This window comes from Acerihabitans arboris (assembly GCF_010131535.1).
GTDB lineage: Bacteria > Pseudomonadota > Gammaproteobacteria > Enterobacterales > Enterobacteriaceae > Acerihabitans > Acerihabitans arboris.
Genome location: NZ_WUBS01000001.1, coordinates 234,851 through 258,115, shown reverse-complemented (window position 1 = coordinate 258,115; position 23,265 = coordinate 234,851). Strand labels below are relative to the sequence as shown.

The window sequence follows — 23,265 nt, the reverse complement described above, 5'->3', positions numbered from 1 at the left end:
GGCTTTTTCAGCCGTGGCGCCGGGGCGGCTCCTCTTATCCTCTTCTTTCCCGCGTGGCTCGCGCCACGACGCCTTGGTCATTACGTCCGCATCTGCGCCGGAATGTTCCTAAATCCTTGCTTAATCATTGGATTTAACGTTTTTTTACCTGATAACCATGCAATTTGTTATTTCTGGTCTATAGTTAAATTGTCTCTGACAGAGCGGTTAATTAAGCTAATAAAACCGTTTATATCAGTATGATACGCTGCTTTTCAGGTAATGAGAGCGGTAATTCTGCTTTTTTAGATGTCGGCCCGATCGAACCGGGACGGCAGTTAGACCGGCCACACTTGTGGCGATAACACCCTGATTCGGGTGGCTAGTTAAAAAGGATACATCTATGAATAAGATCATGATGACAAAAACGCTCACGGCTATGGTTTTAGGTTCCATCCTGGCGGCATCCACCGCGATGGCCAACGATACCATCAAGACAGAGCCGAACAGCGCCGGCGCTAAAATCGATAATTCGATGAAAACCGCCTCCAACTATATGGGCGACAGCGCGGTTACCGCCAAGGTGAAAAGCGCATTGGTCGGCGACAAGGGTATTAACAGCAACGACATCTCCGTGGTTACCAACAACGGCGTGGTTACGTTGAGCGGCTTTGTTGCTAACCAGACCCAGGCAGAACGTGCCGTTGCCGCCACCAGGTCGGTTGAGGGCGTAACGTCGGTCAGCGACAAGCTGCACGTTAAAGAAACCAACAACGCTTCGGTGAAAACCTATGCCGGCGACACCGCGATTACCAGCGAAGTGAAAGCCAAGCTTCTCGCCGATGATATCGTCCCATCACGTAAAGTGAAGGTGGAAACCACCGACGGTATCGTCCAACTGAGCGGTAACGTCAAAAACTCCCGTGAAGCTTCCCGCGCGGAAAGCGTCGCGAAAGCGGTCGACGGCGTCAAAAGTGTTAAAAACGATCTTAGGTACTAATTTTAAGTACGAAACAACTTTGAAGTACGAACCAACGGTCAGTTTGGCAATGAGTTGCCCCCGCGGGCGACTCGTTTCCGCAACCGCGCACGGCAAAACCAACAGCATTAAGCCGGTTCGGGGAGCATTACGGCCCTTCTTCCGGTAACACGAGAATTGTATTTTCATCATTTGGGTAAGGAGAAGCTTATGTTTCGTTGGGGCATTATTTTTCTGGTCATTGCCTTGATTGCGGCAGCGTTAGGGTTTGGTGGTTTGGCGGGCACGGCGGCGTGGGCGGCTAAAATCGTCTTCGTAGTCGGCATTATCCTGTTCCTGATAAGCCTGTTTACCGGCCGTCGCCGTATGTAGCCTTATCAGCGGGCAAACGCCCGTTAAACGGTAACCGAAACGGTTATTTTTCGCAGAGGCGTCAACCGTAACGACATCGCGGCGGCGGGTGGAATAACATTTGCCGCCGCATGTGGCAATGATGGGCGGGGGCCATCCCCGACCACGCACGGGTTGCAGGAAGCAACAACGACCTCTCCGCTTCTTGATATTCCCCTGTTTCAATCGCTCGAAACCATGCCGCCCCGATGACGGCAGGCTTCTATTCGTTCATCCCCCAAACGCTGCTACTATTTATCTTTGCCCGACCCTCGCCGGGTGTTCCAGGCGCGCAGGTAAAACAGCATGGTAAAACCGGTTTTTATCGATACCCATTGTCATTTTGATTTTCCGCCGTTCAGCGGCTGTGAAACCGACAGTATTGTCCTGGCGGCCGAAGCCGGGGTGCGGCGTATCATCGTGCCGGCGGTGGAGGCCGGGCGGTTTGCCACCGTGCTGTCGCTGGCCGACCGGCACCCGGCGCTTTACGCCGCCCTGGGCATGCATCCCATCGCCATTAGCCGTCACACCGATGCCGGGCTGGCGCTGTTGGCGCATTATTTGCGGCAGCAGCCCGCGCGGCTGGTGGCCGTAGGGGAAATCGGCCTGGATAATTATATGGACGAGCCTTTGCTGGAGCGCCAGAAAGCGCTATTGGTTGCCCAACTGGGATTAGCCGTTCGCCATGACCTGCCGGTGATCCTGCATTCCCGGCGCACCCACGACCTGCTGGCGCAAATCCTGCGGCGCCATCAGGTGCCGCGTACCGGCGTGGTGCATGGCTTCGCCGGCAGTTATGAGCAGGCGGTGGCTTTTATCAAGCTGGGTTATTATATCGGCGTCGGGGGCACTATCACCTATGCGCGCGCCAATAAAACACGCCGGGTCATGGCCAGGCTGCCTCTGAACCGATTATTGCTGGAAACCGACGCGCCCGATATGCCGCTTGCCGGATTCCAGGGACAGCCCAATCGTCCCGAACGCCTGGGCGTGACCTTTGCATCCCTGTGCGAACTCAGGCCGGAGCCGCCGGAACAGATTGCCGAAATAATATACCGTAATACCCTGGATTTATTTGGTTTAACCTGCCAATAGCAAAATTTTCATGCTGATAATCGGGATCGCACGCATAAATCTCAATCCTTAAGCAGCTTATTATCGCCATTTGTGAAAAAATAGAGCCAGCGCGTAAGGCAGGATGCGTTTACCCTGCGTCTTTGATACAGGCTTATGCGGTGAGAGGGATCTTTAACGCCCGGAAACTGTTTTGGTCACGGGTCTTTCTTCATGGAACCAAGTCCGCTCGCCAACGTTACGGCGCGTTATCGCCATTGCCATGACGCCCCTTTTACAGATTCGGTTGCCACCCCGTCAAACCGAAAAGTTGGAGAGTATTATGAATGATTTAACCGTTGCGGCTCAGCGTGCGTTGGGCCTGATGGATCTTACCACCCTGAATGACGACGATACCGATGATAAGGTCATCAGCCTGTGCCGACAGGCGAAGAGCCCGTCCGGCAACACCGCCGCCGTCTGTATCTACCCCCGCTTTGTCCCCGTGGCCCGACGCGCGCTGCAGCAGCAGGGGACGCCGGACATTCGTATCGCCACGGTCGTCAATTTTCCCCATGGCAATGATGATACCGCAATCGCGTTGGCGGAAACCCGCGCGGCTATCGCCTACGGCGCCGATGAAGTCGATGTGGTCTTACCCTATCGGGCGCTGATTGTCGGCAATGAGCAACTGGGTTTTGACCTGGTCGCCGGCTGCAAGGCGCTGTGCGCCGACAGCGGCGTGCTGCTTAAGGTGATCCTTGAAACCGGCGAACTGCGCCGGCCGGAGCTTATCCGCCGCGCCGCGGAAATCGCCATCGACGCCGGCGCCGATTTTATTAAAACCTCCACCGGCAAGGTGCCGGTCAACGCCACGCTTGAAAGCGTTGAAATCATGCTGAGGGTGATTCATGACAAAGGCGTCGGCGAGCGGGTGGGGGTAAAACCGGCCGGCGGCGTGCGCACCGCGGCGGAAGCGGCGGCTTACCTGGCGCTGGCCGATCTGGTGATGGGGCACGGCTGGGCGGACGCGCGCCATTTCCGCTTTGGCGCGTCCAGTTTGCTGACCAGCCTGCTGACGGTATTGGGCCAGGATATGCAGGTCACGGATAACGGCTACTGATTCCCCGGTTTATCAATGGATAAGTGTATAACGTTCATGCCCTTTCTTCGGGCGATAGCCGTGTTTTGCTTTGCAGGGGGTTACCTTGTTCCTGGCACAAGAAATCATACGTAAAAAACGCGACGGCGCGCCGCTGGATGAGGATGAGATCCGTTTTTTCATTAACGGTGTGCGCGATAATACCGTCTCCGAAGGGCAAATAGCCGCGCTGGCGATGACGATTTTTTTCCATGATATGAATATCCGCGAACGGGTGGCGCTGACCTTGGCGATGCGTGATTCCGGCCATGTGCTGAACTGGAAGAACAGCGATTTAGGCGGCCCGGTGGTGGATAAGCATTCGACCGGCGGCGTGGGCGATGTCACCTCGCTGATGCTCGGGCCGATGATTGCCGCCTGCGGGGGATTTGTACCGATGGTCTCCGGCCGGGGGCTCGGCCATACCGGCGGGACGCTCGATAAGCTGGAGTCGATTCCGGGCCTGAATATTTTTCCCGACGACCAGGCGTTTCGCGCGATGATCAAGCATGTCGGCGTGGCGATTATCGGCCAGACCAACTCCCTGGCGCCGGCGGATAAGCGTTTTTACGCCACCCGCGATATCACCGCCACGGTGGACTCCATTGCGCTGATTACCGCGTCGATCCTGGCCAAAAAGCTGGCCGAGGGACTGGATGCGCTGGTCATGGATGTGAAAGTCGGCTCAGGGGCGTTTATGCCCGATTATCGGCAATCCGAGGCGCTGGCGCAGGCCATCGTCGGCGTCGCCAACGGCGCGGGGTGCAAGACCACGGCGCTGCTGACCGATATGAACCAGGTGCTGGCCTCCAGCGCCGGCAACGCCCTGGAAGTGCGCGAGGCGGTGCGGTTTCTTACCGGCGAACAGCGCAATCCCAGGCTGTATGAGGTCACCATGGCCCTGTGCAGCGAGATGATGGTGTCGTCGGGCCTGGCGCCCACCGACCCGCTGGCGCGGGCGCGCTTGCAACAGGTATTGGATAACGGCGAGGCGGCGGAGCGGTTTGGCCGCATGATTGCGGCCCAGGGCGGTCCGAACGATTTTATCAGCCGCTATGCGCATTATCTGCCGGCGGCCACCCTGAGCAAACCGGTATTCGCCACGCAGTCCGGTTTTATCAGCGCCATGGATACCCGCGCATTGGGCATGGCGGTGGTGGCGATGGGGGGCGGACGCCGGCGCGTCAGCGACGTCATCGATTACAGCGTCGGCTTAACCGGCATGGCTTGCCTGGGCGACGCCGTGCAGGCCGGACAGCCGCTGGCGAACATCCACGCCGCCAGCGAGGCCGGCTGGATACAGGCGGCGGAGACGGTGCGCGCGGCCATCACCATAACGGCGCAGCAGCCCGCGGCCTTGCCGGTAATTTACCGCCGTATCGAGGCCGTCGCCTGACCGTGCAGTGCCCGGATCCCGGCGGGCGGCGTTGCCGTCTGCCGTGACAGGCATGATTTTTTCTGACCCGACCTATCCGGGACATTATCCGGCGGTCGGGTCAATCAGCAGGAGAAGACAATGAAACGTACCTTTATCATGGTACTCGACTCTTTCGGCATCGGTGCCGCCGGGGACGCGGAAAAATTTGATGATGCCGGTTCCGATACCCTCGGCCATATTGCCGAGCGGTGCCAGCGCGGCGAAGCCGACCAGGGGCGCAGCGGTCCGTTGACGCTGCCTAACCTGTCGCGCATGGGGCTGGGTAAGGCCGCCGAGGAATCCACTGGACATTTCCCGCCCGGGCTGGACCGGAACGCCGAAATCATCGGCGCGTACGCCTATGCCAGCGAAATCTCCTCGGGTAAGGATACCCCCTCGGGGCACTGGGAAATTGCCGGAGTGCCGGTGATGTTCGACTGGGGCTATTTCCCGGAAAAAGAGAACAGTTTTCCGCAGGAACTGCTGGATCAATTGGTCAAGGACGCCGGATTGCCGGGGTACCTGGGCAATTGTCATTCCTCCGGCACGGTGATCCTGGATCAACTGGGCGAAGAGCATATGCGCACTGGCAAGCCGATTTTTTATACCTCCGCCGATTCGGTATTCCAGATCGCCTGTCATGAGGAGACCTTCGGCCTGCAGCGCCTGCTCGATCTCTGCGAGATCGCCCGCGAAATGCTGACCGCCGGCGGCTATAATATCGGGCGGGTAATAGCCCGGCCGTTTATCGGCGATAAGAGCGGCAATTTCCAGCGCACCGGCAACCGTCACGATCTGGCGGTCGAGCCGCCTTCCGCCACGGTTTTGCAAAAGCTGGTGGAAGAGAAGGGGGGGCAGGTGGTGTCGGTGGGCAAGATTGCCGATATCTACGCCCAGGTCGGCATCACCAAAAAAATCAAGGCCACCGGCCTTGACGCGCTGTTTGACGCCACCCTGCGCGAAATGGACCAGGCGGGTGACAAGACCATTGTATTTACCAATTTTGTCGATTTTGATTCGTCCTACGGCCACCGCCGCGATGTGGCCGGCTACGCGGCGGCGCTGGAATTGTTCGATCGGCGCCTGCCGGACCTGCTGGCGCGCGTTACCGGCGAGGATATGATTATCCTGACGGCCGATCATGGCTGCGATCCCACCTGGCGGGGCACCGAGCATACCCGCGAGCATGTCCCGGTGTTAATCTACGGTCCCGCCATCCGGCCGGGCTCCTACGGTCACCGCGAGACTTTCGCGGATATCGGCCAGACCGTGGCGAACTATTTTGATCTGTCACCTATGGATTATGGCAAAGCCATAGTGTGAGCCGGGGCAGCGTTATTTTTTATAATTATTTTTTCATAATAAGGAAAATCCAGATGGCGACGCCGCATATCAATGCTGAACGAGGTGATTTTGCCGATGTGGTCCTGATGCCGGGCGATCCGCTGCGGGCCAAGCACATTGCCGATACTTTTCTCACCCAGCCGCGCGAAGTGAACAATGTGCGCGGCATGCTGGGGTATACCGGCAGCTATAAAGGCCGGGCCATCTCGGTGATGGGCCATGGCATGGGCATCCCTTCCTGCTCGATTTACACCAAGGAACTGATTACCGAGTTCGATGTAAAGCAGATCATCCGGGTCGGCTCCTGCGGCGGGTTAAGCGCCGACGTGCATGTGCGCGACGTAGTGATCGGCATGGGCGCCTGTACGGATTCCAAGGTAAACCGCATGCGTTTCAAGGATCATGATTTTGCGGCCATCGCCGACTATGGCATGCTGCGCCATGCGGTGGACGCGGCCGATGCGGCGGGGGTTAACGTGCGCGTCGGCAATCTGTTCTCGGCGGATTTGTTTTATACCCCGGATCCGCAGATGTTCGATGTCATGGAGAAGTACGGCATCCTGGGCGTGGAAATGGAGGCCGCCGGCATCTACGGCGTCGCGGCGGAATTCGGCGCCAGGGCGCTGGCCATCTGCACCGTTTCCGATCATATCCGCACCGGCGAGGCCTTAAGCGCGGCGGATCGCCAGACCACCTTTAACGAAATGATTGATATTGCGCTAGAGTCGGTGCTGCGCGGCGACGCGGCGTAGCTTAGCCTGGGCGAGCGCGCCGCCGCTTTTGAGCCGCCCGGCCGGTGACGCCGCCAAGGCGTTGCCGGCGTATCGGAAACGCCCGGCAAGAGGATAAGGCGCACCCGGGTCGGGCGGTCAGTCGGTTTTGGCGCGCGCCGTATCGCCGGGTGCCGTCGCGGCGGGGTTATCCCCGTCGTCATTCTCTTCCTTGCGTTCGGCCAGCGGCGTGCTGGCGGTAAGCAGGTAGGGAGATTGCTGCCAGCGGCTGCGGCGGTTTTGCAGCAGGGTGCGGGCCAGGATGATGCCGATGGCCAGCGCCAGCAGGATCATCAGGCGCAGCAGGTTGGTGGTGTTATCCACCTGCTTGGCTTCGGTTTCCAGCACATGGGTATCCAGGGTCAGGCGGATAAAACCGCTGGGGCCGTCTTTGTCGACAATGGTACGCACCAGCTGATGGTTAAAATAACTGCCGGCGCGCTGGTGTTCGATAGCCAGCCGGTCGCGAACGCTGATGTTTTCTCCCGCGCGGGCTATCAGGCCGCCGTCCATGCCGTAAACGCTGGCATCCAGGATGCGGCTGCCCTGCGTAAGCGTATCGAGCAGCGACTGGAGGGCGGCAGTGTTTTCTTCGCTGTCGGCCATGAGCGGCGCCACCTGGCGGGCCAATTGGCGAATCAAGGTTTCGGCCAGTTCGTCCACCTGCGCCGAGCGGGCCATCTGGTGGCTGAGGCTAAACCAGGAGGCGCCCTGCATCAGGACGACCAGCAGCGTCACGCAGATAAGCACGATGGCGGTGCGGTGTAAACGAAACGAGATTCTGGCCCGGAGCATGTGATTCCTTTACTATTCTGAACGCTTTATGTTGCCAGAAGCGCCGGCGATAGGATAGCTTGATGCGCGTTGTTTTATCATGCCGACTATCCATGCCTACAGGAGTGAGTGATGACTAATAGCCTGACGTACTGCGATCTGCCTGCCGGGATTTCCCAGTGGCCGGGTCTGCCGTTGTCATTGAGCGGCGATGAGGTGATGCCGTTGGATTACCGGGCCGGCAACACCGGTTGGCTGCTGTACGGCAAATCATTGGATAAATTTTCCCTCACCCACTTCCAGCGCCGCCTTGGCGCGGCGATGGTCATCGTCTCCGCCTGGCATGTTGAAGACTATCAGGTGGTCAGGCTGGCCGGTCCGCTTACCGTGCTGGCGGCCCGGCTGGCGCAGGATATGGCGCTTGATGTCGCGCCGTTTGGCAAAACGCCCCATCTGCGCGCGCCGGGGCTGCTGATCATGGACATGGATTCTACCGCAATCCAGATCGAGTGTATTGATGAAATCGCCAAACTGGCGGGCGTAGGCGAGGAAGTCGCCGCCGTTACCGAGCGCGCCATGCGCGGCGAGCTGGATTTTGCCGCCAGCCTGCGCCACCGGGTGGCGACCCTCAAAGATGCCGATGCCGATATCTTGCGCCAGGTGCGGGACGGTTTACCGCTGATGCCGGGACTAACTGGGCTGGTGGCCAAGCTGCAAAGCCTGGGCTGGCATATTGCCATCGCTTCCGGCGGCTTTACCTATTTTGCCGACTATTTGCGCGACAGGTTCCGCCTGGACGCGGTGGTCGCCAACGAGCTGGGAATACGCGACGGCAGGCTCACCGGCGAGGTGGTGGGCCCCATCGTCGACGCGGCGTATAAAGCCCGCACCCTAACCACGCTGGCGGAACGGCTGGAGATCCCGCTGCACCAGACGGTGGCTATCGGCGACGGTGCCAATGACCTATTGATGCTACAATCAGCGGGCCTGGGCATCGCCTATCATGCCAAGCCCAAGGTGAATGAACAGAGCAAGGTTATCATTCGCCATGCGGACCTGCTGGGGGTGCTGTGCATCCTGACGGGCAATCTTAAAAATGAAGAACGCTAGGCGTCCGGTAGGTTTTTCGCAGGGCTGTTGATCATAAGTTTCTAATTTCCGAGGTCATTGTGGCTAAAGCGGCGAAACGGGCATTTGTCTGTAATGAATGCGGGGCGGAATATCCGCGCTGGCAGGGGCAGTGCAGCGCCTGTCAGGCCTGGAACACCATTACCGAGGTGCGGGTGGCGTCTACCCCCGCCGCCGTGCGTAACGACCGTTTCAGCGGCTTTTCCGGCGAGGCCGGCGTCAGCCGGGTGCGCAGGCTGGCGGATATCAGCCCCGAGGAGCTGCCGCGCTTTTCCACCGGTTTTAAGGAGTTCGACCGGGTGCTGGGCGGCGGGGTGGTGCCGGGCAGCGCCATTTTGATCGGCGGCAGCCCCGGCGCCGGCAAAAGTACCCTGCTGCTGCAAACGTTATGCAAACTGTCCGAACAGATGAAAACCCTGTATGTCACCGGCGAAGAGTCGTTGCAACAGGTTGCCATGCGCGCGCACCGGCTGGCGCTGCCCACCGGCGGCCTGAACATGCTGTCGGAAACCAGCATCGAGCAAATCTGCCTGATCGCCGCCGAAGAGAAACCGCGCCTGATGGTGATCGATTCCATCCAGGTGATGCATATGGCGGATATCCAGTCCTCGCCGGGCAGCGTGTCGCAGGTGCGTGAAACCGCCGCCTACCTGACCCGGTTCGCCAAAACCCAGGGCGTGGCGATCCTGATGGTCGGCCACGTGACCAAGGACGGTTCGCTGGCCGGGCCAAAGGTGCTGGAACACTGTATTGACTGTTCCATTATGCTCGACGGCGACGCGGACTCCCGGTTCCGCACCCTGCGCAGCCATAAAAACCGCTTTGGTGCGGTCAATGAGCTGGGCGTGTTCGCCATGACCGAACAGGGTTTAAGGGAAGTCAGCAACCCCTCGGCCATTTTCCTGAGCCGGGGAGAGGAAATGACCCCCGGCAGCAGCGTGATGGTGGTCTGGGAAGGCACCCGCCCCCTGCTGGTGGAAATCCAGGCGCTGGTCGATCATTCGATGCTGGCCAATCCCCGGCGGGTGGCGGTGGGCCTGGAGCAAAACCGCCTGGCGATCCTGCTGGCGGTGCTGCATCGCCACGGGGGACTGCAAATGGCCGATCAGGATGTATTTGTCAACGTGGTCGGCGGCGTCAAGGTCACCGAAACCAGCGCCGACCTGGCGCTGATGCTGGCGATGGTGTCCAGCCTGCGCGATCGTCCGTTGCCGAGGGATCTGGTGGTGTTTGGCGAAGTGGGGCTGGCCGGGGAAATCCGCCCGGTGCCCAGCGGCCAGGAACGTATTTCTGAAGCTGCCAAGCATGGCTTCCGCCGCGCCATCGTACCCTATGCCAACGTGCCGAAAAAAGCGCAGGACAATATGCAGATTTTTGGCGTGAAAAAGCTGGCCGACGCGCTGGATATCCTTGCCGAGCTCGAATGACCGGCGCGGTTTGCCATGCGCGTTTTTGCCTAAGCCATCAGAGGGAGGTTTATGTCGTCATTCGATTATCTGAAGAGTGCGATTAAACAACAGGGATGTACCCTGCAGCAGGTCGCCGAGGCTTGCGGCATGACCAAAGGCTATCTTAGCCAGTTGCTTAACGCCAAAATCAAAAGCCCCAGCGCGCAGAAACTGGAGGCCATCCACCGTTTTCTCGGCCTGGAGTTTCCGCGCCGGGAAAAAAAAACCGGCGTTATTTTTGGCAAATTCTATCCCCTGCACACCGGCCATATCTACCTGATCCAGCGCGCCTGCAGCCAGGTGGACGAGCTGCATGTGATCCTCGGCTACGACGAGCCGCGCGACCGTAAATTATTTGAAGATAGCGCCATGTCGCAACAGCCTACCGTCAGCGACCGGTTGCGCTGGCTGCTGCAAACCTTCAAATACCAGAAAAACATCCATATCCACGCTTTTAACGAGCAGGGGATGGAACCTTATCCGCACGGCTGGGATGTCTGGAGCCACGGCATCAAATCCTTTATGAAAGAGAAGGGGATCGATCCGGGGTTTATCTACTCAAGTGAAGCGCGGGACGTGTCGCGTTACCGCGAGCATTTGGGTATCGAAACCATACTGGTGGACCCCAACCGGTCGTTTATGGCCATCAGCGGCGAGCAAATCCGCCAGGATCCGTTCCGCTATTGGGAATATATCCCGACCGAGGTGAAACCCTTCTTTGTGCGGACCGTAGCGTTAATCGGCGGCGAGTCCAGCGGCAAATCCACCATGGTCAATAAGCTGGCCAATATCTTTAATACCAGCAGCGCCTGGGAATACGGCCGCGAATATATCTTTTCCCATTTGGGCGGTGACGAGATGGCGCTGCAGTATTCCGATTATGACAAAATTGCCCTGGGCCAGGCGCAATACATCGACTTCGCGGTGAAATACGCCAATAAGGTAGCGTTTATCGATACGGATTTTGTCACCAGCCAGGCCTTCTGCAAACGCTACCATGGCCGCGAGCATCCTTTTGTGCAGGCAATGATCGATGAGTACCGTTTTGATTTGGTGATTTTATTGAAGAATAATACGCCGTGGGTGGCGGACGGTTTGCGCAGCCTGGGCAACCCGGTGGATCGCGACGGTTTCCAGCGGCTGCTGGAGGACTTGCTTAACGCCAACAATATTCCCTTCGTGCGTATCGACGTGCCCGATTATGACCAGCGCTTCCTGCAATGCGTCGATCTGGTGCGCGATCTGCTGGGGCAACGATAAGCCTAGTGCCCTTCATGCACGGCGTGAGTTGCTGACAAGACGGCGTAAGCTGCCCTTGGCTTATCGCAAACCATACATAAGCGTGAAGCGGGTATGATGGGCAAGAAGAGTAAAGCGTAGCGCGCCAGGGACCAATACGCCGGGAGCACATCGGAACAAAACCCGCGGGGCGCGCGGGAATGTGATCCATGAACGCGCGCCCAAGCCCCAGGGATGGATTTACGGCGTTTTTACGCATTTGCCCCTCAGGCACGCTTGCCCATCGTACCCATTTGCACCAGGATGCGGTAGGCCAGATACTCTGGATATATCAGGCGATAATAGCTGGCGGTATCAGGACATTTTTTTATATTTAATCCGGTGCGGCTGCAATGCTTCAGCGCCCAGCGTGCGTTTTTTCCACTCTTCGTATTCGGTAAAGTTCCCCTCGAAAAATTCGATCTTGCCCTCATCCTGGTAATCGATGATGTGGGTGGCGATCCGGTCGAGGAACCAGCGGTCATGGGAAATGACCATGGCGCAGCCGGGGAACTCCAGCAGGGCGTTTTCCAGCGCGCGCAGGGTTTCCACGTCCAGGTCGTTGGTCGGTTCATCGAGCAGCAGCATATTGCCGCCCACCTGCAGCAGCTTGGCCAGATGCAGGCGGCCGCGCTCGCCGCCGGACAGTTCGCCGACGCGTTTACCCTGGTCGACGCCCTTGAAGTTAAAACGGCCGACATAGGCGCGGCTCGGCATTTCAAAGTTGCCGATGCGCATAATATCCTGGCCGCCGGACACTTCTTCCCAAACGGTTTTACCGTTGTCCATGCTGTCGCGGAACTGATCGACCGACGCCAGTTGTACGGTATCGCCCAGCGTCACCGTGCCGCCGTCGGGCTGTTCCTTGCCCGAGAGAATGCGAAACAGGGTGGATTTACCGGCGCCGTTCGGGCCGATAATGCCGACGATCGCCCCTTTGGGAACCGAGAAGGACAGGTTGTCTATCAGCAGCCGGTCGCCATAGGATTTCCTGAGGTTTTCCACCTCCAGCACCTTGTCGCCCAGGCGCGGTCCCGGTGGAATAAACAGCTCGCTGGTTTCATTGCGCTTCTGGTATTCCACGTTGTTAAGCTCTTCAAAGCGTGCCAGGCGGGCTTTGCCCTTGGACTGCCGGCCCTTGGGATTCTGGCGCACCCATTCCAGCTCTTTCTCAATGGATTTACGCCGTGCCGTTTCCGTAGAGGCCTCCTGCGCCAGACGCGCGTCTTTTTGCTCCAGCCAGGACGAATAATTGCCTTCCCAGGGAATGCCTTCGCCACGGTCCAGTTCCAGGATCCAGCCGGCGACGTTATCCAGAAAATAACGGTCATGGGTGATGGCCACCACGGTGCCTTCGTAATCCAGCAGGAAACGCTCCAGCCAGGCCACCGATTCCGCATCCAGATGGTTGGTCGGTTCATCGAGCAGCAGCATGTCCGGTTTTTCCAGCAGCAGGCGGCAAATGGCCACGCGGCGGCGTTCCCCGCCGGACAGGGTGGCTATCTTGGCGTCCCACGGCGGCAGGCGCAGCGCATCGGCGGCGCGCTCCAGCTGGTTATCCAGGTTATGCCCGTCATGGGCCTGGATAATGGCCTCCAGCTCGCCCTGTTCTTTCGCCAGTTTATCGAAATCCGCATCCGGTTCCGCATAAGCGGCATAAACCGCGTCCAGGCGGGTCAGGGCCTGCTTCACCTCGCCGACCGCCTGCTCTACGGCCTCGCGCACGGTTTGCTGCAGATCAAGCTGCGGCTCCTGCGACAGGTAACCGATTTTGATACCCGCCTGAGGCCGCGCCTCGCCTTCTATTTCCGTATCGATGCCGGCCATGATGCGCAGCAGAGTGGATTTACCGGCGCCGTTGAGGCCCAGCACGCCGATCTTGGCGCCGGGGAAGAAGCTGAGTGAAATATCTTTCAGGATATGGCGTTTCGGCGGCACGATTTTGCCGACGCGATGCATGGTATAGACGTATTGAGCCACGTTGTTAAGAGCCTCTTTCTATCGGGTTTTAGCCATGCCCCGCGATGCTCGGGGGGCATATACGGGGCAGCGTTGCCAAGTGTCGCAATGGATAAGCCGTCCAGTTTAGCCCGTTTTCTCATGCGATCCCAGCTATCCCCGAGAGATGTTGGTATAGCGCGCCGACAGGGCGGATATCCGATCGCGGCGGCGGGTAAAAAACAGCGCCGTCACCAATAGAGACAACAGGCTGATTAACGCCGGGATAATAACAATATACCGCTGGTACGCCAGCCTGACGGTATGCTCGCCGCCGTCAAGCGTCACGCCGACCAGCCCGCTGTCCACGCGGCTGGCCGCCACCCGATTGCCATCCACCAGCAGGTAATAACCCGCGTACATGATATAAGGCAGGGTAACGGTTTGCGTTCCCGCGGAGCGGATAACCATTTCGGGATAGCCGTTGATATAGGCGGTGCCGATAATGGGCGCCTGGGGATTGGCAAAGAAGGCAAAATCGTTGATTTTCAGATGGTCAAAGTTCACGGGACGCACGTTGCTGTTATTGAGGTAATCATCGTAGAGGGATGATGTATCCACATTCATATAACGAACGCTCATGGCCTTGTGGTAGGAGGGATACATACTGGCGATGCACAGGCAGGCCAGTAACGTGACCAGCGTTTTTTTTCGCGCCAGCATTGCCGCCAGCATACCTGAGGCATGCAAGGCGATAATGGCGGTGGCGCAAGACAGCAGCCGCCATGGGAACTGGATTAATTTTAGTATCGGGACGCTATCGGGGATTTTGTTCCAGGGCAGCAGGTGGGTAGTGGCAATAATAAATAATAGTGAAATAATAATCATTTTCTTCGCCGCGGCGGATTTACCCCATTTCAGGTAAGCCACGGCGAGCAGCAGTTGAATGACGCCGACCGACAAAAACATGCCGGGATTGGATACGCCATAGGTGGAGGGCAGCGACAGCAGGGTCTCCGTCAGGCCACTGCTGAATTTCAACAGGTCGTCATACTTAAGCAGCTTGCCGCTGGTGGCGAAAATATCTGAAAAGCGGATATGATAAAGCAACGGCGCCCAATAAAACGCGCTGATGGATAAGATGAACAGTAACGAAATGCTAAAAAAAGCCAGATTAGGTTTTATGGTAATTAATTTGAAGTTGACCGCGGCGAACAATATAAAAAAAATGGAAATCACCACCACGCTGGGTATATTCGATAAAAACACGCCTAATGCGGAAAACGGCAGCAGCCAGATATCTTTGCGATCGCTGATAAGCGAGCCGCAGCCCCTGATAAACAGCGGCATCAATGCCATTGCCAGGCTTTCGCCCAAGGCAAACCGGATATAGATATTGGTCAGGAAATACCCGGAGGAGATCAGTAATATCGCGCATAAAAAACCCGCCGCGGAAGATGAATGCTGGCGTTTGGCGGCGTAAAACGCCGAAAAAAAAGCGATGACGAAAATGAGGAAAAAAACCATTTTCATCTGGATGATAATATCGGCGGTATTGAATGTGAGCGCTTTAGCCGCTAAAAACAACAACGACGTCAGCGGTGGATAAAACAGCTGCCACGAATAGCCAAATTGCCCCGGCGACCAATAATCAAACAAGGGTGGAAATTGATTATTTGCCAATTCATTATTTAAAGAAATCATTCTCTGGAAATGAGCGACCCAATCATGTCCTTCCCAAACGCCAATTTCCTGCAACGTCACCACAAGTATGCATAAAACCAAGAAACTCAAAAAGATAAGTAACAGGTTATTTTTCAATTTCACTTTCCATCACCCTAAAGCAAAGGCTGGTATCAGACATCGGCCGTTTTACTGCAATTCGGTTAAGCCGGGGGCAGACAGGCAAAGGACACGGGTCGCATGCCCATCGGCTGCATGCCTACGGGATATGCGCGGTTACAGGTTGCGTGCTTAGCAGAGCAGCGTAACCCAACGCCATGCGGGTGGATAGGGGCAACTGGGGCCTTATACCGCTAAAAATCATAAATGTGATCCAGCGCGCTGCCGGCGGGTTTGGCCACCCGGTTTAAGGAGCCTAAAACGCCTTAAAAAAAGATATCGGCGAAAATAATGACGATTGTCGCGACTGCCGCTGGCATAGACCGGGCCGCTTAGCTAGCATGGTGACAGCAACCGGAACCGACCGGCTGGGATAAGCCCGATCAAGGGCGCAACAAAAAAGACATTACGCTGAGGATAGAGTGGATATGGTCAAGGTGGACAGATGGCGTTACGCGGGCGCGGGCCTGGTGGGCGCGGTAATAGGCCTGGCAACCGTAACCGGCCCGGCACATGCTGATTCAATCGATGCACAGCGCCAGCGCTATCAACAGGTTAAGCAGGCATGGGACGGCAACCAAATGGACGTGGTGTCGCAACTGATGCCGACCCTGCGTGATTATCCGCTGTACCCTTATCTGGAATACCGGGCGTTATCGCAGGATCTTTCGCAGGCCAGCTCGGCGCAGATCAAAGCCTTCACCGATGCCAACCCGACGCTGCCGCCGGCGCGCTCGCTGTCGGCCCGCTTTGTCAATGAGCTGGCCCAGCGCCAGGACTGGCCGGGACTGCTGGCGTTCAGTCCTCAGCCGCCGAAGCCGGTCTCCGCGCGCTGTAATTTTTATTACGCCAAATGGGCCACCGGACAGCAGCAGGCGGCCTGGGACGGCGCCAAGGAGATATGGCTTAACGGACATTCGCTGCCGGAGAGCTGCAATAAATTATTCGGCGTCTGGGATCAGGCCGGCCAGCGCGGACCGCTGGCGATCCTCGAGCGCATGCGCCTGGCCATGAAGGAGGGCAACACCAATCTGGTGAACGTACTGTCCAAGCAACTGCCGATTGAATATCAGACCATGGGCAGCGCGCTGGCGGCGCTACAGGATAATCCCGCGACGCTTGAAGGATTTGCCCGCAGCGTAGGGCCGACGGATTTAACCCGGCAGGCCACCATTATCTCTTTTGCCCGCCTGGCCCGTGACGATGTGGAAAATGCCCGCGCCATGCTGCCGACCCTGGTGCGGCTGCAGAAAATGGATGACAGCGACCGCCTCGATCTCGAGGAAAGCGTCGCCTGGCGCCTGATGGGCACCGACGCCACGCCGGAACAGGCCGCCTGGCGCGACAATGTTATTTTACGCGGTCATTCCACCTCGTTGCTGGAACGGCGTATCCGCATGTCGCTGGGGCAGGGGGATATGCGCGCGGTTGCCGCCTGGCTGGATCGTTTGCCTGAGGACGCCCGCCAGAAAGAGGAGTGGCGCTATTGGCAGGCGGCGGTGTTAATCAACCAGGGCCGCAAAAGCGAAGGCGGGCAGATACTGCGCGATCTCATGCAGGGCCGCGGTTTTTATCCGATGGTCGCGGCGCAGGAACTGGGCGCCAATTATGTGGTCAACGTGGCGCGCGCGGTCGCGCCGCCGCCCGCGCTGACGAAGCGGCCGGAGATAGCCCGCGTGCGCGAGCTGATGTACTGGAATATGGATAACCTGGCCAGGAATGAATGGAGCTCGCTGGTGTCCAGCCTCAGCAGGCCGGAGCAGGAGGGGTTGGCGCGTTACGCCTTTGAGCAGCAATGGCCCGATCTGAGCGTGCAGGCGACCATCAGCGGCAAGCTGTGGGATCATCTGGAGGAGCGTTTTCCCCTGGCCTGGCATAATGAATTCCGCCGCGCCACCGATGATAAGGGAATAAGCCAGAGCTACGCCATGGCGATAGCCCGCCAGGAAAGCGCCTGGAACCCCAAGGCGCAGTCGCCGGTCGGCGCGGCCGGCCTGATGCAGCTCATGCCCGCTACCGCCAAACATACTGCCGAGATGTTTAATATAAGCAGCTATATGAATACCAGCCAGCTGCTGGATCCACGGACCAATATCGAGCTGGGCACCACCTATCTGGAATATGTTTACCAGATGTTCGGCCGCAACCGCATATTGTCGAGCGTGGCTTATAATGCCGGCCCGGGTCGGGTGACCACCTGGCTTGGCAATAGCGCTGGCCGTATTGACGCGGTGGCCTTTATTGAAAGCATCCCGTTCTCGGAAACCCGCGGTTATGTGAAAAATGTCCTGGCTTATGACGTATTTTACCGTTATTTCCTGCGCCAGCCGGCGAAAGTGCTGACGGACGCCGAGTGGCAACGGCGCTACTGAATCGGCGGGAAATAGGATAGACTGCTGTACTAGTTAACAGGTATGGCGGACTATTATGAATGACATTCACACCTCCGTTGCCGACGATGCGCCACGGCACGAGCAGGAGTGGCGGCATTTTGCCGCGCTCCTGGGACAGGCCTTTACCGATGGTTTGCATGTGCCGCTGCTGCAGCTGATGCTGACCGCCGACGAGCGGGAAGCGATCGGCACGCGGATACGTATTATCCGCGCGCTGCTGGACGGCGAGATGAGCCAGCGCGAGCTGAAGAACTCCCTTGGCACCGGTATCGCGACTATCACCCGCGGCTCGAACAGCCTGAAGGCCGCGTCGCCGGAATTAAAACAGTGGCTGGAGCAGCACCTGCGGACTTTGCCGGATTAACCGCCGCGGCCGGTCTGGTAGATGGCGTTATTAAAAGGAACCAGCGCCAACAACAGCGCCTGATAATAAACACTGCTGCGGGTCAGCCTGCCGGCGGTAAACACGCCGATGGCGCCGCCCCGGCGCTTAATATCCATTATTCCGGTCAATCTCGCCATTTCCTGGCCTAATTCCCGCCCTTCAATGATTCCCTGTAATATACTTTCTGGTAATATTAAGCTGGCGGAGCGTGATTCCCCGCGTAAATGTGTATTTTCAATCACCATCCAGGCAAAGGTCATATTATCTTCTATACCCGCCTCGACACCGACCCAGAAATCCGCCTCGGGACATACCTGACGTGCGGCCATAACCCGATTACGCGCGCCGCTGCGGGTTTCGACATTGCCCATGGGCTGCGAAGGCACGCCGCTGTCGACGTCTATGCCCTCAACCCGGCAACTGTCCGTCCCATAGGTATCGTTAAAGGCCTGGAGAATGGCATCGATTTTAGCCGGGTTAGTCGTAGCAGCAACCACATAATACATAATGTTTTTATCACTCCAGTCATTTTCACGCAGTATAACGGAAAAAAACCATGTTACAGGTCTATCTTGTTCGCCATGGCGAAACAGAATGGAATGCCTTGCGCCGCATCCAGGGACAATCAGACAGCGCATTAACCGCCAAAGGCCAGCGCCAGGCCCAACAGGTAGCTGAACGCGTTAAACATATGGGCATTACCCATATCATCAGCAGCGACCTCGGCCGTACGCGGCACACCGCCGATATTATCGCCCGGGCCTGCGGCTGCGATGTCCTGTCGGACCCCAGGCTGCGTGAGCTGGACATGGGCGTGCTGGAAATGCGCGACATCGACACGCTGACACTGGAAGAAGAGAGCTGGCGCGCGCAGTTGGTCAACGGTACGCCCGACGGCCGGATCCCCAAGGGCGAATCAATGACCGAACTGTCGCTGCGCATGCGCGCGTCGTTGGACAGCTGCCGGGAACTGCCAGCCGGCAGCATACCGCTGCTGGTCAGCCACGGTATGGCGCTGGGCTGCTTGATCAGTACCGTACTGGGCCTGCCGCCCTACGCCGAACGCCGGCTGCGCTTGCGCAACTGCTCGCTTTCACGTATGGATTTTCAGCAAAGTCCCTGGCTGGCGCCCGGTTGGGTGGTGGAGACCGCCGGCGATACGTCGCACCTGGATATGCCGGCGCTGGATGAAATCCAGCGTTAACGCCGCACCGGTATCAGGTACTCGCAGCGGATGATATGCGGCACCGGCGCGTCGGGCGCTTTCTCCAGCGGGTAGAAGCGCTCGATATCATGTCCCCGGCGACGGGTCATCTTCATCGTGGGCAAGCAGGTGCCGTACAACGATAATATAAAGCTCTGCAAGCCGTCCGACGGACCGTTATAGATAAACTGCGCGTAATCGCCTCCCTCCAGCGCGATCGGCTGGCCGTTTTGTACATTCTCGGGCACGTCGTGGGGTTCGATGGCGGTGGTATAGAGGATCTCCTGCTCGTCGTCCTTTTCCTGGTTGGGGCGCGAGTGGTTCAGGCCGTACAGTACCGGCGGAATGGTTTTTGCCTCCCCCAGGTACTGGCGCCAGAACTGGATGCGCAGTTCAGTACGGAAGGAGGTGATTTGCTCGAGGGTACAGGAATAGCTTTGCGTCAGGCCGACCAGTTGCATCGGCGGCAGGACAATAAATTTCGCCTGCGGCATATCCCATTTTTCCAACCGGATCGGCGGACGGATACCGTTGGAATCCCACTCTTCCGCCCGCCGATATAACGCCGGCGTCTGGACAAACTGTTTTTTAAACGCCCGGGTAAAGGTTTGTTGCGAATCGAAACGATATTGCAGGGCAATATCCAGGATCGGCCGACTGGTGAGACGCAATGCAACGGCCGCTTTGGACAATCTGCGGGCCCTGATATACGCACCGATGGCATGACCTGTCACCTCTTTGAACATGCGTTGCAAATGCCATTTCGAATAACCCGCTTTCGCGGCGACATTGTCCAAAGATAACGGCTGGTCCAGGTGTCCTTCCAGCCAGCTTAACAGATCACGAATTATACCGGCTTGATCCATAGATCATCCTCAAGAAGCGTTTAGGGCACGATGAAGCAAAAGTTGACGCATGATAGCAATTTTTTTGCAGTTAGACCGTCAAAGATTTATTAGCTAATTAATACCTGCCATGATAGCAGTCATTCACCACCGGCAGCGATGTCCGTTCGCGGTCTTCGCCAACCCGCAAACCAGTCACCAGAAAAGAAGCTACCTCAATGAATAAACTGTTGTTTTCCGCGTTGCTTTTAAGCCTGCTAGCCTCCGGCGCCGCCCGCTCCGAGGAAGTCGGATCCGTGGACACCGTATTCAAACTCTTTGGTCCCGATCACAAGATCGTCGTGGAAGCATTCGACGATCCTGATGTGCAGAATGTCACCTGCTATCTCAGCCGGGCCAAGACCGGCGGTATCAAGGGCGGCCTTGGGCTGGCCGAGGATACCTCGGACGCGGCCATCTCCTGCCAGCAGGTCGGGCCCATCACCCTGACGGATAAAATCAAGAACGGCAAACAGACCGGCAGCGTGGTATTCCAAAAACGCACATCGCTGGTATTCAAGCGGCTGCAGGTGGTTCGTTTTTATGACGCGAAGCGTAATGCGCTGGTCTATATGTCCTACTCGGACCGGGTAGTGGAAGGGTCGCCGAAAAACGCCCTGAGCGCGGTGCCGATTATCCCCTGGACCACCCAGCATGAATAATCGTCGCCATTGACTACCGGTCGCTACCCGACACCGGCGTCATAAACAACACCGGGTGCCATAGCGGCACCCGGCAGGTATCGGCCAGGCGGAAGTTATTCTTCCAGATCGCCGCAGAAACGGTAACCTTCACCATGGATGGTGGCGATGATTTCAGGTGTATCAGGGGTGGATTCAAAATGCTTACGTATGCGGCGGATGGTGACATCGACGGTGCGATCGTGCGCCTTGAGTTCACGCCCGGTCATTTTTTTCAGCAGTTCGGCGCGCGACTGGATTTTGCCGGGGTTTTCACAAAAGTGCAGCATGGCGCGGAACTCGCTACGCGGCAGCTTGTAGTGATCGCCGGTCGGGCTTAACAGCGAGCGGCTGTTGATGTCCAGCTCCCAGCCGTTGAATTTATAGCTTTCCACCAGCTTGCGTTCTTCGCCGCCACCGCCGAGATTCATGGTGCGCGACAGCAGGTTGCGCGCACGGATGGTGAGTTCGCGTGGATTGAACGGCTTGGTAATATAATCATCGGCGCCGATTTCCAGACCGAGGATTTTATCGACTTCATTATCGCGGCCAGTCAAGAACATCAGCGCGACGCTTGCATGCTCACGTAATTCGCGCGCCAGCAGTAAACCATTTTTACCCGGCAGGTTAATGTCCATGATGACCAGGTTAATGTCGTTTTCCGACAGAATCTGATGCATCTCAGCGCCATCGGTGGCTTCATGAACCATGTATCCCTCGGCTTCGAAAATGCTTTTGAGGGTATTGCGGGTAACTGACTCGTCTTCAACGATAAGAATGTGCGGGGTCTGCATGTTTGCTACCTAAAATTACTAACAAAATTGGAAGAGGAAGTACAAAAGCCGCGGTTATCTACAACATTGCCCGGGGTAGGACGCTAACTCCCCCAAGCCATGAGGCTAAAGTACATAAACGTGCTCCAGGTGATTAACTACGGATAACCTTGGCACCGCTAACCTGATTTTGACCGCTTTTTCTCAAGCTCAAATGCCATATAGCTTACCCTTATTAACAACACTATAACAGCGCGAAACGAAATTGCCACGTAAGAAAATTTCATTTTGCTGACATATATCAAATTAACGCCCGTGACAACGCGCATTTAAGGGAAATCCCTTATATACCAGCGTATTTAAGCGCTTTTGTTATACCGCCGCGATCGATTCAGCCGCCGCGCCGCAGTCTGAAACCGCGATGGAATAATGTTAAGATCGGGCGTAATTTGCCGCGTATCAAGAGACCCTTCATGCAGCTACACGTTATTCTTGTTTCACCGGCCAGGCCGGAGAATGTCGGCGCCGCGGCCCGGGCCATGAAGACCATGGGATTCGGCTCGCTGCGCATCGTCGATAGCCAGGCCCATCTTATGCCTGCCGCCGCCCGGGTGGCCCATGGCTCGACCGACATTCTCGATCGGGCCGCGCATTTCGACACGCTGGAAGACGCCTTGCGGGATGTGGATTTCACGGTGGCCACCACCGCCCGGCATCGGGCCCGGTTCCACTATTACTGTACCGCCGCGCAGCTGCTGCCGCAAATGCAGGAGAAACAACAATGGGTTAAGCAGGCGGCGCTGGTGTTCGGCCGGGAAGATACCGGTTTAACCAACGAGGAACTGGCGTTGGCCGATATCCTGACGGGCGTGCCGATGCAGTCCGGTTATCCCTCGCTGAATCTCGGGCAGGCGGTGATGGTCTATTGTTACCAACTGGCGGCGCTTAACCATGTCGTGGCGCGGGAACATCCCCAGGCCCTGCCCGGACAGCTGGCGGCGCTGCATCAGCGTTTCGATCGGCTGCTGGCGCAATTGAGCGTCAGCGACGATCGTAAGTTAAGCGAATGGCTGCACCAGCGGCTCGGTTTGGCGACCCAGCGGGACACGGCGATGCTGCATACGCTGCTGCAGGATATTGAAAAAGTCCTGTCAGTAAATAATGCCGATAAGTAGCGAACGGGTCGGCGTTTAATGCTGGCTAAGATGGTTTTTTTGCTATTTATATCCTGTTAATGGCAGAATATTCCCGTAAAAATAGCCCTTGGCGGCCCGCGCAAAAAATAGGCAAACATAAAATAACGTTGACTTTTGGCGGCAATTGCTTTACCAGTAAGCCATTAAAAAATAATATAGATTATTTGAGACATGCGTTTTATCAGCCTGACCACCATTATTATTACCACCACCGATACCACAAGTAGCGGTGCGGGCTGACGCATACAGGATAAACAGAAAAAAGCCCG

At 57.3% G+C, this 23,265-nt stretch carries 22 protein-coding genes and 1 other annotated feature (1 of these 23 running past the window's edge); of the genes, 16 read left to right on the top strand and 6 right to left on the bottom strand.

Annotated features, from left to right (window positions below):
* The first annotated feature begins 382 nt into the window (after positions 1 to 382).
* From osmY to deoD, 7 genes are all read left to right on the top strand, one after another.
* Positions 383 to 979 (top strand): molecular chaperone OsmY, encoded by a 597-nt coding sequence (osmY, locus tag GRH90_RS01100; RefSeq protein ID WP_162364051.1) that lies wholly within the window; start codon positions 383 to 385, stop codon positions 977 to 979.
* 189 nt (positions 980 to 1,168) lie between these two features.
* Positions 1,169 to 1,330 (top strand): DUF1328 domain-containing protein, encoded by a 162-nt coding sequence (locus GRH90_RS01095; RefSeq protein WP_162364050.1) that lies wholly within the window; start codon positions 1,169 to 1,171, stop codon positions 1,328 to 1,330.
* 324 nt (positions 1,331 to 1,654) lie between these two features.
* Entirely contained in the window at positions 1,655 to 2,443 is a 789-nt protein-coding gene (locus GRH90_RS01090; protein WP_162364049.1) for a TatD family hydrolase, read from the top strand.
* A gap of 301 nt (positions 2,444 to 2,744) precedes the next feature.
* Positions 2,745 to 3,524, top strand: coding sequence for a deoxyribose-phosphate aldolase (gene deoC / locus GRH90_RS01085; protein ID WP_162364048.1), 780 nt, complete (start codon positions 2,745 to 2,747; stop codon positions 3,522 to 3,524).
* An 85-nt stretch (positions 3,525 to 3,609) separates the two neighbouring features.
* Positions 3,610 to 4,938 (top strand): thymidine phosphorylase, encoded by a 1,329-nt coding sequence (gene deoA, locus GRH90_RS01080; protein WP_162364047.1) that lies wholly within the window; start codon positions 3,610 to 3,612, stop codon positions 4,936 to 4,938.
* Positions 4,939 to 5,058: 120 nt separating this feature from the next.
* A complete protein-coding gene (deoB, locus tag GRH90_RS01075) occupies positions 5,059 to 6,282 on the top strand; it encodes a phosphopentomutase (RefSeq protein WP_162364046.1) in 1,224 nt (407 codons plus the stop codon).
* 53 nt (positions 6,283 to 6,335) lie between these two features.
* On the top strand, positions 6,336 to 7,055 hold the full coding sequence (gene deoD, locus GRH90_RS01070) for a purine-nucleoside phosphorylase (RefSeq protein WP_162364045.1): 720 nt from the start codon (positions 6,336 to 6,338) through the stop codon (positions 7,053 to 7,055).
* Positions 7,056 to 7,172: 117 nt separating this feature from the next.
* Here deoD and GRH90_RS01065 read toward each other — a convergent pair whose 3' ends face one another.
* A complete protein-coding gene (locus GRH90_RS01065) occupies positions 7,173 to 7,868 on the bottom strand; it encodes a YtjB family periplasmic protein (RefSeq protein ID WP_162364044.1) in 696 nt (231 codons plus the stop codon).
* Between the two features lie 111 nt (positions 7,869 to 7,979).
* Between GRH90_RS01065 and serB the strand changes: the two genes are divergently transcribed.
* Genes serB through nadR form a run of 3 tightly spaced genes read left to right on the top strand, consistent with a single transcriptional unit; the run spans position 7,980 to position 11,683 of the window.
* Complete coding sequence (gene serB / locus GRH90_RS01060) at positions 7,980 to 8,957, top strand: phosphoserine phosphatase (protein WP_162364043.1); 978 nt, start codon at positions 7,980 to 7,982, stop codon at positions 8,955 to 8,957.
* A 59-nt stretch (positions 8,958 to 9,016) separates the two neighbouring features.
* A complete protein-coding gene (radA, locus tag GRH90_RS01055) occupies positions 9,017 to 10,402 on the top strand; it encodes a DNA repair protein RadA (RefSeq protein WP_162364042.1) in 1,386 nt (461 codons plus the stop codon).
* 51 nt (positions 10,403 to 10,453) lie between these two features.
* Positions 10,454 to 11,683: a multifunctional transcriptional regulator/nicotinamide-nucleotide adenylyltransferase/ribosylnicotinamide kinase NadR gene (gene nadR, locus GRH90_RS01050; RefSeq protein WP_162364041.1), complete on the top strand. Its 1,230-nt coding sequence runs from the start codon at positions 10,454 to 10,456 to the stop codon at positions 11,681 to 11,683.
* 333 nt (positions 11,684 to 12,016) lie between these two features.
* Here nadR and ettA read toward each other — a convergent pair whose 3' ends face one another.
* Entirely contained in the window at positions 12,017 to 13,681 is a 1,665-nt protein-coding gene (gene ettA, locus GRH90_RS01045) for an energy-dependent translational throttle protein EttA (RefSeq protein WP_162364040.1), read from the bottom strand.
* 132 nt (positions 13,682 to 13,813) lie between these two features.
* A complete protein-coding gene (locus tag GRH90_RS01040; RefSeq protein WP_162364039.1) occupies positions 13,814 to 15,322 on the bottom strand; it encodes a putative glycosyltransferase family protein in 1,509 nt (502 codons plus the stop codon).
* A gap of 596 nt (positions 15,323 to 15,918) precedes the next feature.
* Between GRH90_RS01040 and sltY the strand changes: the two genes are divergently transcribed.
* Together sltY and trpR are read left to right on the top strand one after the other, a co-directional pair.
* Positions 15,919 to 17,853, top strand: a complete 1,935-nt coding sequence (gene sltY / locus GRH90_RS01035; RefSeq protein WP_376766050.1) for a murein transglycosylase — start codon at positions 15,919 to 15,921, stop codon at positions 17,851 to 17,853.
* Between the two features lie 55 nt (positions 17,854 to 17,908).
* Positions 17,909 to 18,238, top strand: coding sequence for a trp operon repressor (trpR, locus tag GRH90_RS01030; RefSeq protein WP_162364038.1), 330 nt, complete (start codon positions 17,909 to 17,911; stop codon positions 18,236 to 18,238).
* Here trpR and yjjX read toward each other — a convergent pair.
* The gene (gene yjjX, locus GRH90_RS01025; RefSeq protein ID WP_162364037.1) at positions 18,235 to 18,765 is read right to left on the bottom strand and encodes an inosine/xanthosine triphosphatase; all 531 of its coding nucleotides are present in this window, start codon (positions 18,763 to 18,765) and stop codon (positions 18,235 to 18,237) included. The genes trpR and yjjX overlap by 4 nt on opposite strands.
* Before the next feature lie 50 nt (positions 18,766 to 18,815).
* Between yjjX and gpmB the strand changes: the two genes are divergently transcribed.
* Complete coding sequence (gene gpmB, locus GRH90_RS01020; RefSeq protein WP_162364036.1) at positions 18,816 to 19,463, top strand: 2,3-diphosphoglycerate-dependent phosphoglycerate mutase GpmB; 648 nt, start codon at positions 18,816 to 18,818, stop codon at positions 19,461 to 19,463.
* Here the strand turns inward: gpmB and robA are convergent.
* Positions 19,460 to 20,329, bottom strand: a complete 870-nt coding sequence (gene robA, locus GRH90_RS01015; protein ID WP_162364035.1) for an MDR efflux pump AcrAB transcriptional activator RobA — start codon at positions 20,327 to 20,329, stop codon at positions 19,460 to 19,462. The genes gpmB and robA overlap by 4 nt on opposite strands.
* A 197-nt stretch (positions 20,330 to 20,526) precedes the next feature.
* Between robA and creA the strand changes: the two genes are divergently transcribed.
* Positions 20,527 to 21,009: a protein CreA gene (gene creA / locus GRH90_RS01010; protein ID WP_162364034.1), complete on the top strand. Its 483-nt coding sequence runs from the start codon at positions 20,527 to 20,529 to the stop codon at positions 21,007 to 21,009.
* Between the two features lie 95 nt (positions 21,010 to 21,104).
* Here the strand turns inward: creA and arcA are convergent, their stop codons facing one another.
* Complete coding sequence (gene arcA / locus GRH90_RS01005; protein WP_162364033.1) at positions 21,105 to 21,821, bottom strand: two-component system response regulator ArcA; 717 nt, start codon at positions 21,819 to 21,821, stop codon at positions 21,105 to 21,107.
* Between the two features lie 452 nt (positions 21,822 to 22,273).
* Between arcA and GRH90_RS01000 the strand changes: the two genes are divergently transcribed.
* Positions 22,274 to 22,975, top strand: coding sequence for a tRNA/rRNA methyltransferase (locus GRH90_RS01000; RefSeq protein ID WP_162364032.1), 702 nt, complete (start codon positions 22,274 to 22,276; stop codon positions 22,973 to 22,975).
* 192 nt (positions 22,976 to 23,167) lie between these two features.
* A complete protein-coding gene (gene thrL, locus GRH90_RS26650; protein WP_162364267.1) occupies positions 23,168 to 23,236 on the top strand; it encodes a thr operon leader peptide in 69 nt (22 codons plus the stop codon).
* Positions 23,175 to 23,265 (top strand) — a sequence feature (Thr leader region); it runs 27 nt beyond the window's last position. It overlaps the preceding gene by 62 nt.

Coding starts and splice junctions, on each gene's coding strand:
- osmY (WP_162364051.1), top strand. CDS start 383: ATGAATAAGATCATGATGACAAAAACGCTCACGGCTATGGTTTTAGGT.
- GRH90_RS01095 (WP_162364050.1), top strand. CDS start 1,169: ATGTTTCGTTGGGGCATTATTTTTCTGGTCATTGCCTTGATTGCGGCA.
- GRH90_RS01090 (WP_162364049.1), top strand. CDS start 1,655: ATGGTAAAACCGGTTTTTATCGATACCCATTGTCATTTTGATTTTCCG.
- deoC (WP_162364048.1), top strand. CDS start 2,745: ATGAATGATTTAACCGTTGCGGCTCAGCGTGCGTTGGGCCTGATGGAT.
- deoB (WP_162364046.1), top strand. CDS start 5,059: ATGAAACGTACCTTTATCATGGTACTCGACTCTTTCGGCATCGGTGCC.
- deoD (WP_162364045.1), top strand. CDS start 6,336: ATGGCGACGCCGCATATCAATGCTGAACGAGGTGATTTTGCCGATGTG.
- GRH90_RS01065 (WP_162364044.1), bottom strand. CDS start 7,868: ATGCTCCGGGCCAGAATCTCGTTTCGTTTACACCGCACCGCCATCGTG.
- serB (WP_162364043.1), top strand. CDS start 7,980: ATGACTAATAGCCTGACGTACTGCGATCTGCCTGCCGGGATTTCCCAG.
- nadR (WP_162364041.1), top strand. CDS start 10,454: ATGTCGTCATTCGATTATCTGAAGAGTGCGATTAAACAACAGGGATGT.
- trpR (WP_162364038.1), top strand. CDS start 17,909: ATGAATGACATTCACACCTCCGTTGCCGACGATGCGCCACGGCACGAG.
- yjjX (WP_162364037.1), bottom strand. CDS start 18,765: ATGTATTATGTGGTTGCTGCTACGACTAACCCGGCTAAAATCGATGCC.
- gpmB (WP_162364036.1), top strand. CDS start 18,816: ATGTTACAGGTCTATCTTGTTCGCCATGGCGAAACAGAATGGAATGCC.
- robA (WP_162364035.1), bottom strand. CDS start 20,329: ATGGATCAAGCCGGTATAATTCGTGATCTGTTAAGCTGGCTGGAAGGA.
- creA (WP_162364034.1), top strand. CDS start 20,527: ATGAATAAACTGTTGTTTTCCGCGTTGCTTTTAAGCCTGCTAGCCTCC.
- arcA (WP_162364033.1), bottom strand. CDS start 21,821: ATGCAGACCCCGCACATTCTTATCGTTGAAGACGAGTCAGTTACCCGC.
- GRH90_RS01000 (WP_162364032.1), top strand. CDS start 22,274: ATGCAGCTACACGTTATTCTTGTTTCACCGGCCAGGCCGGAGAATGTC.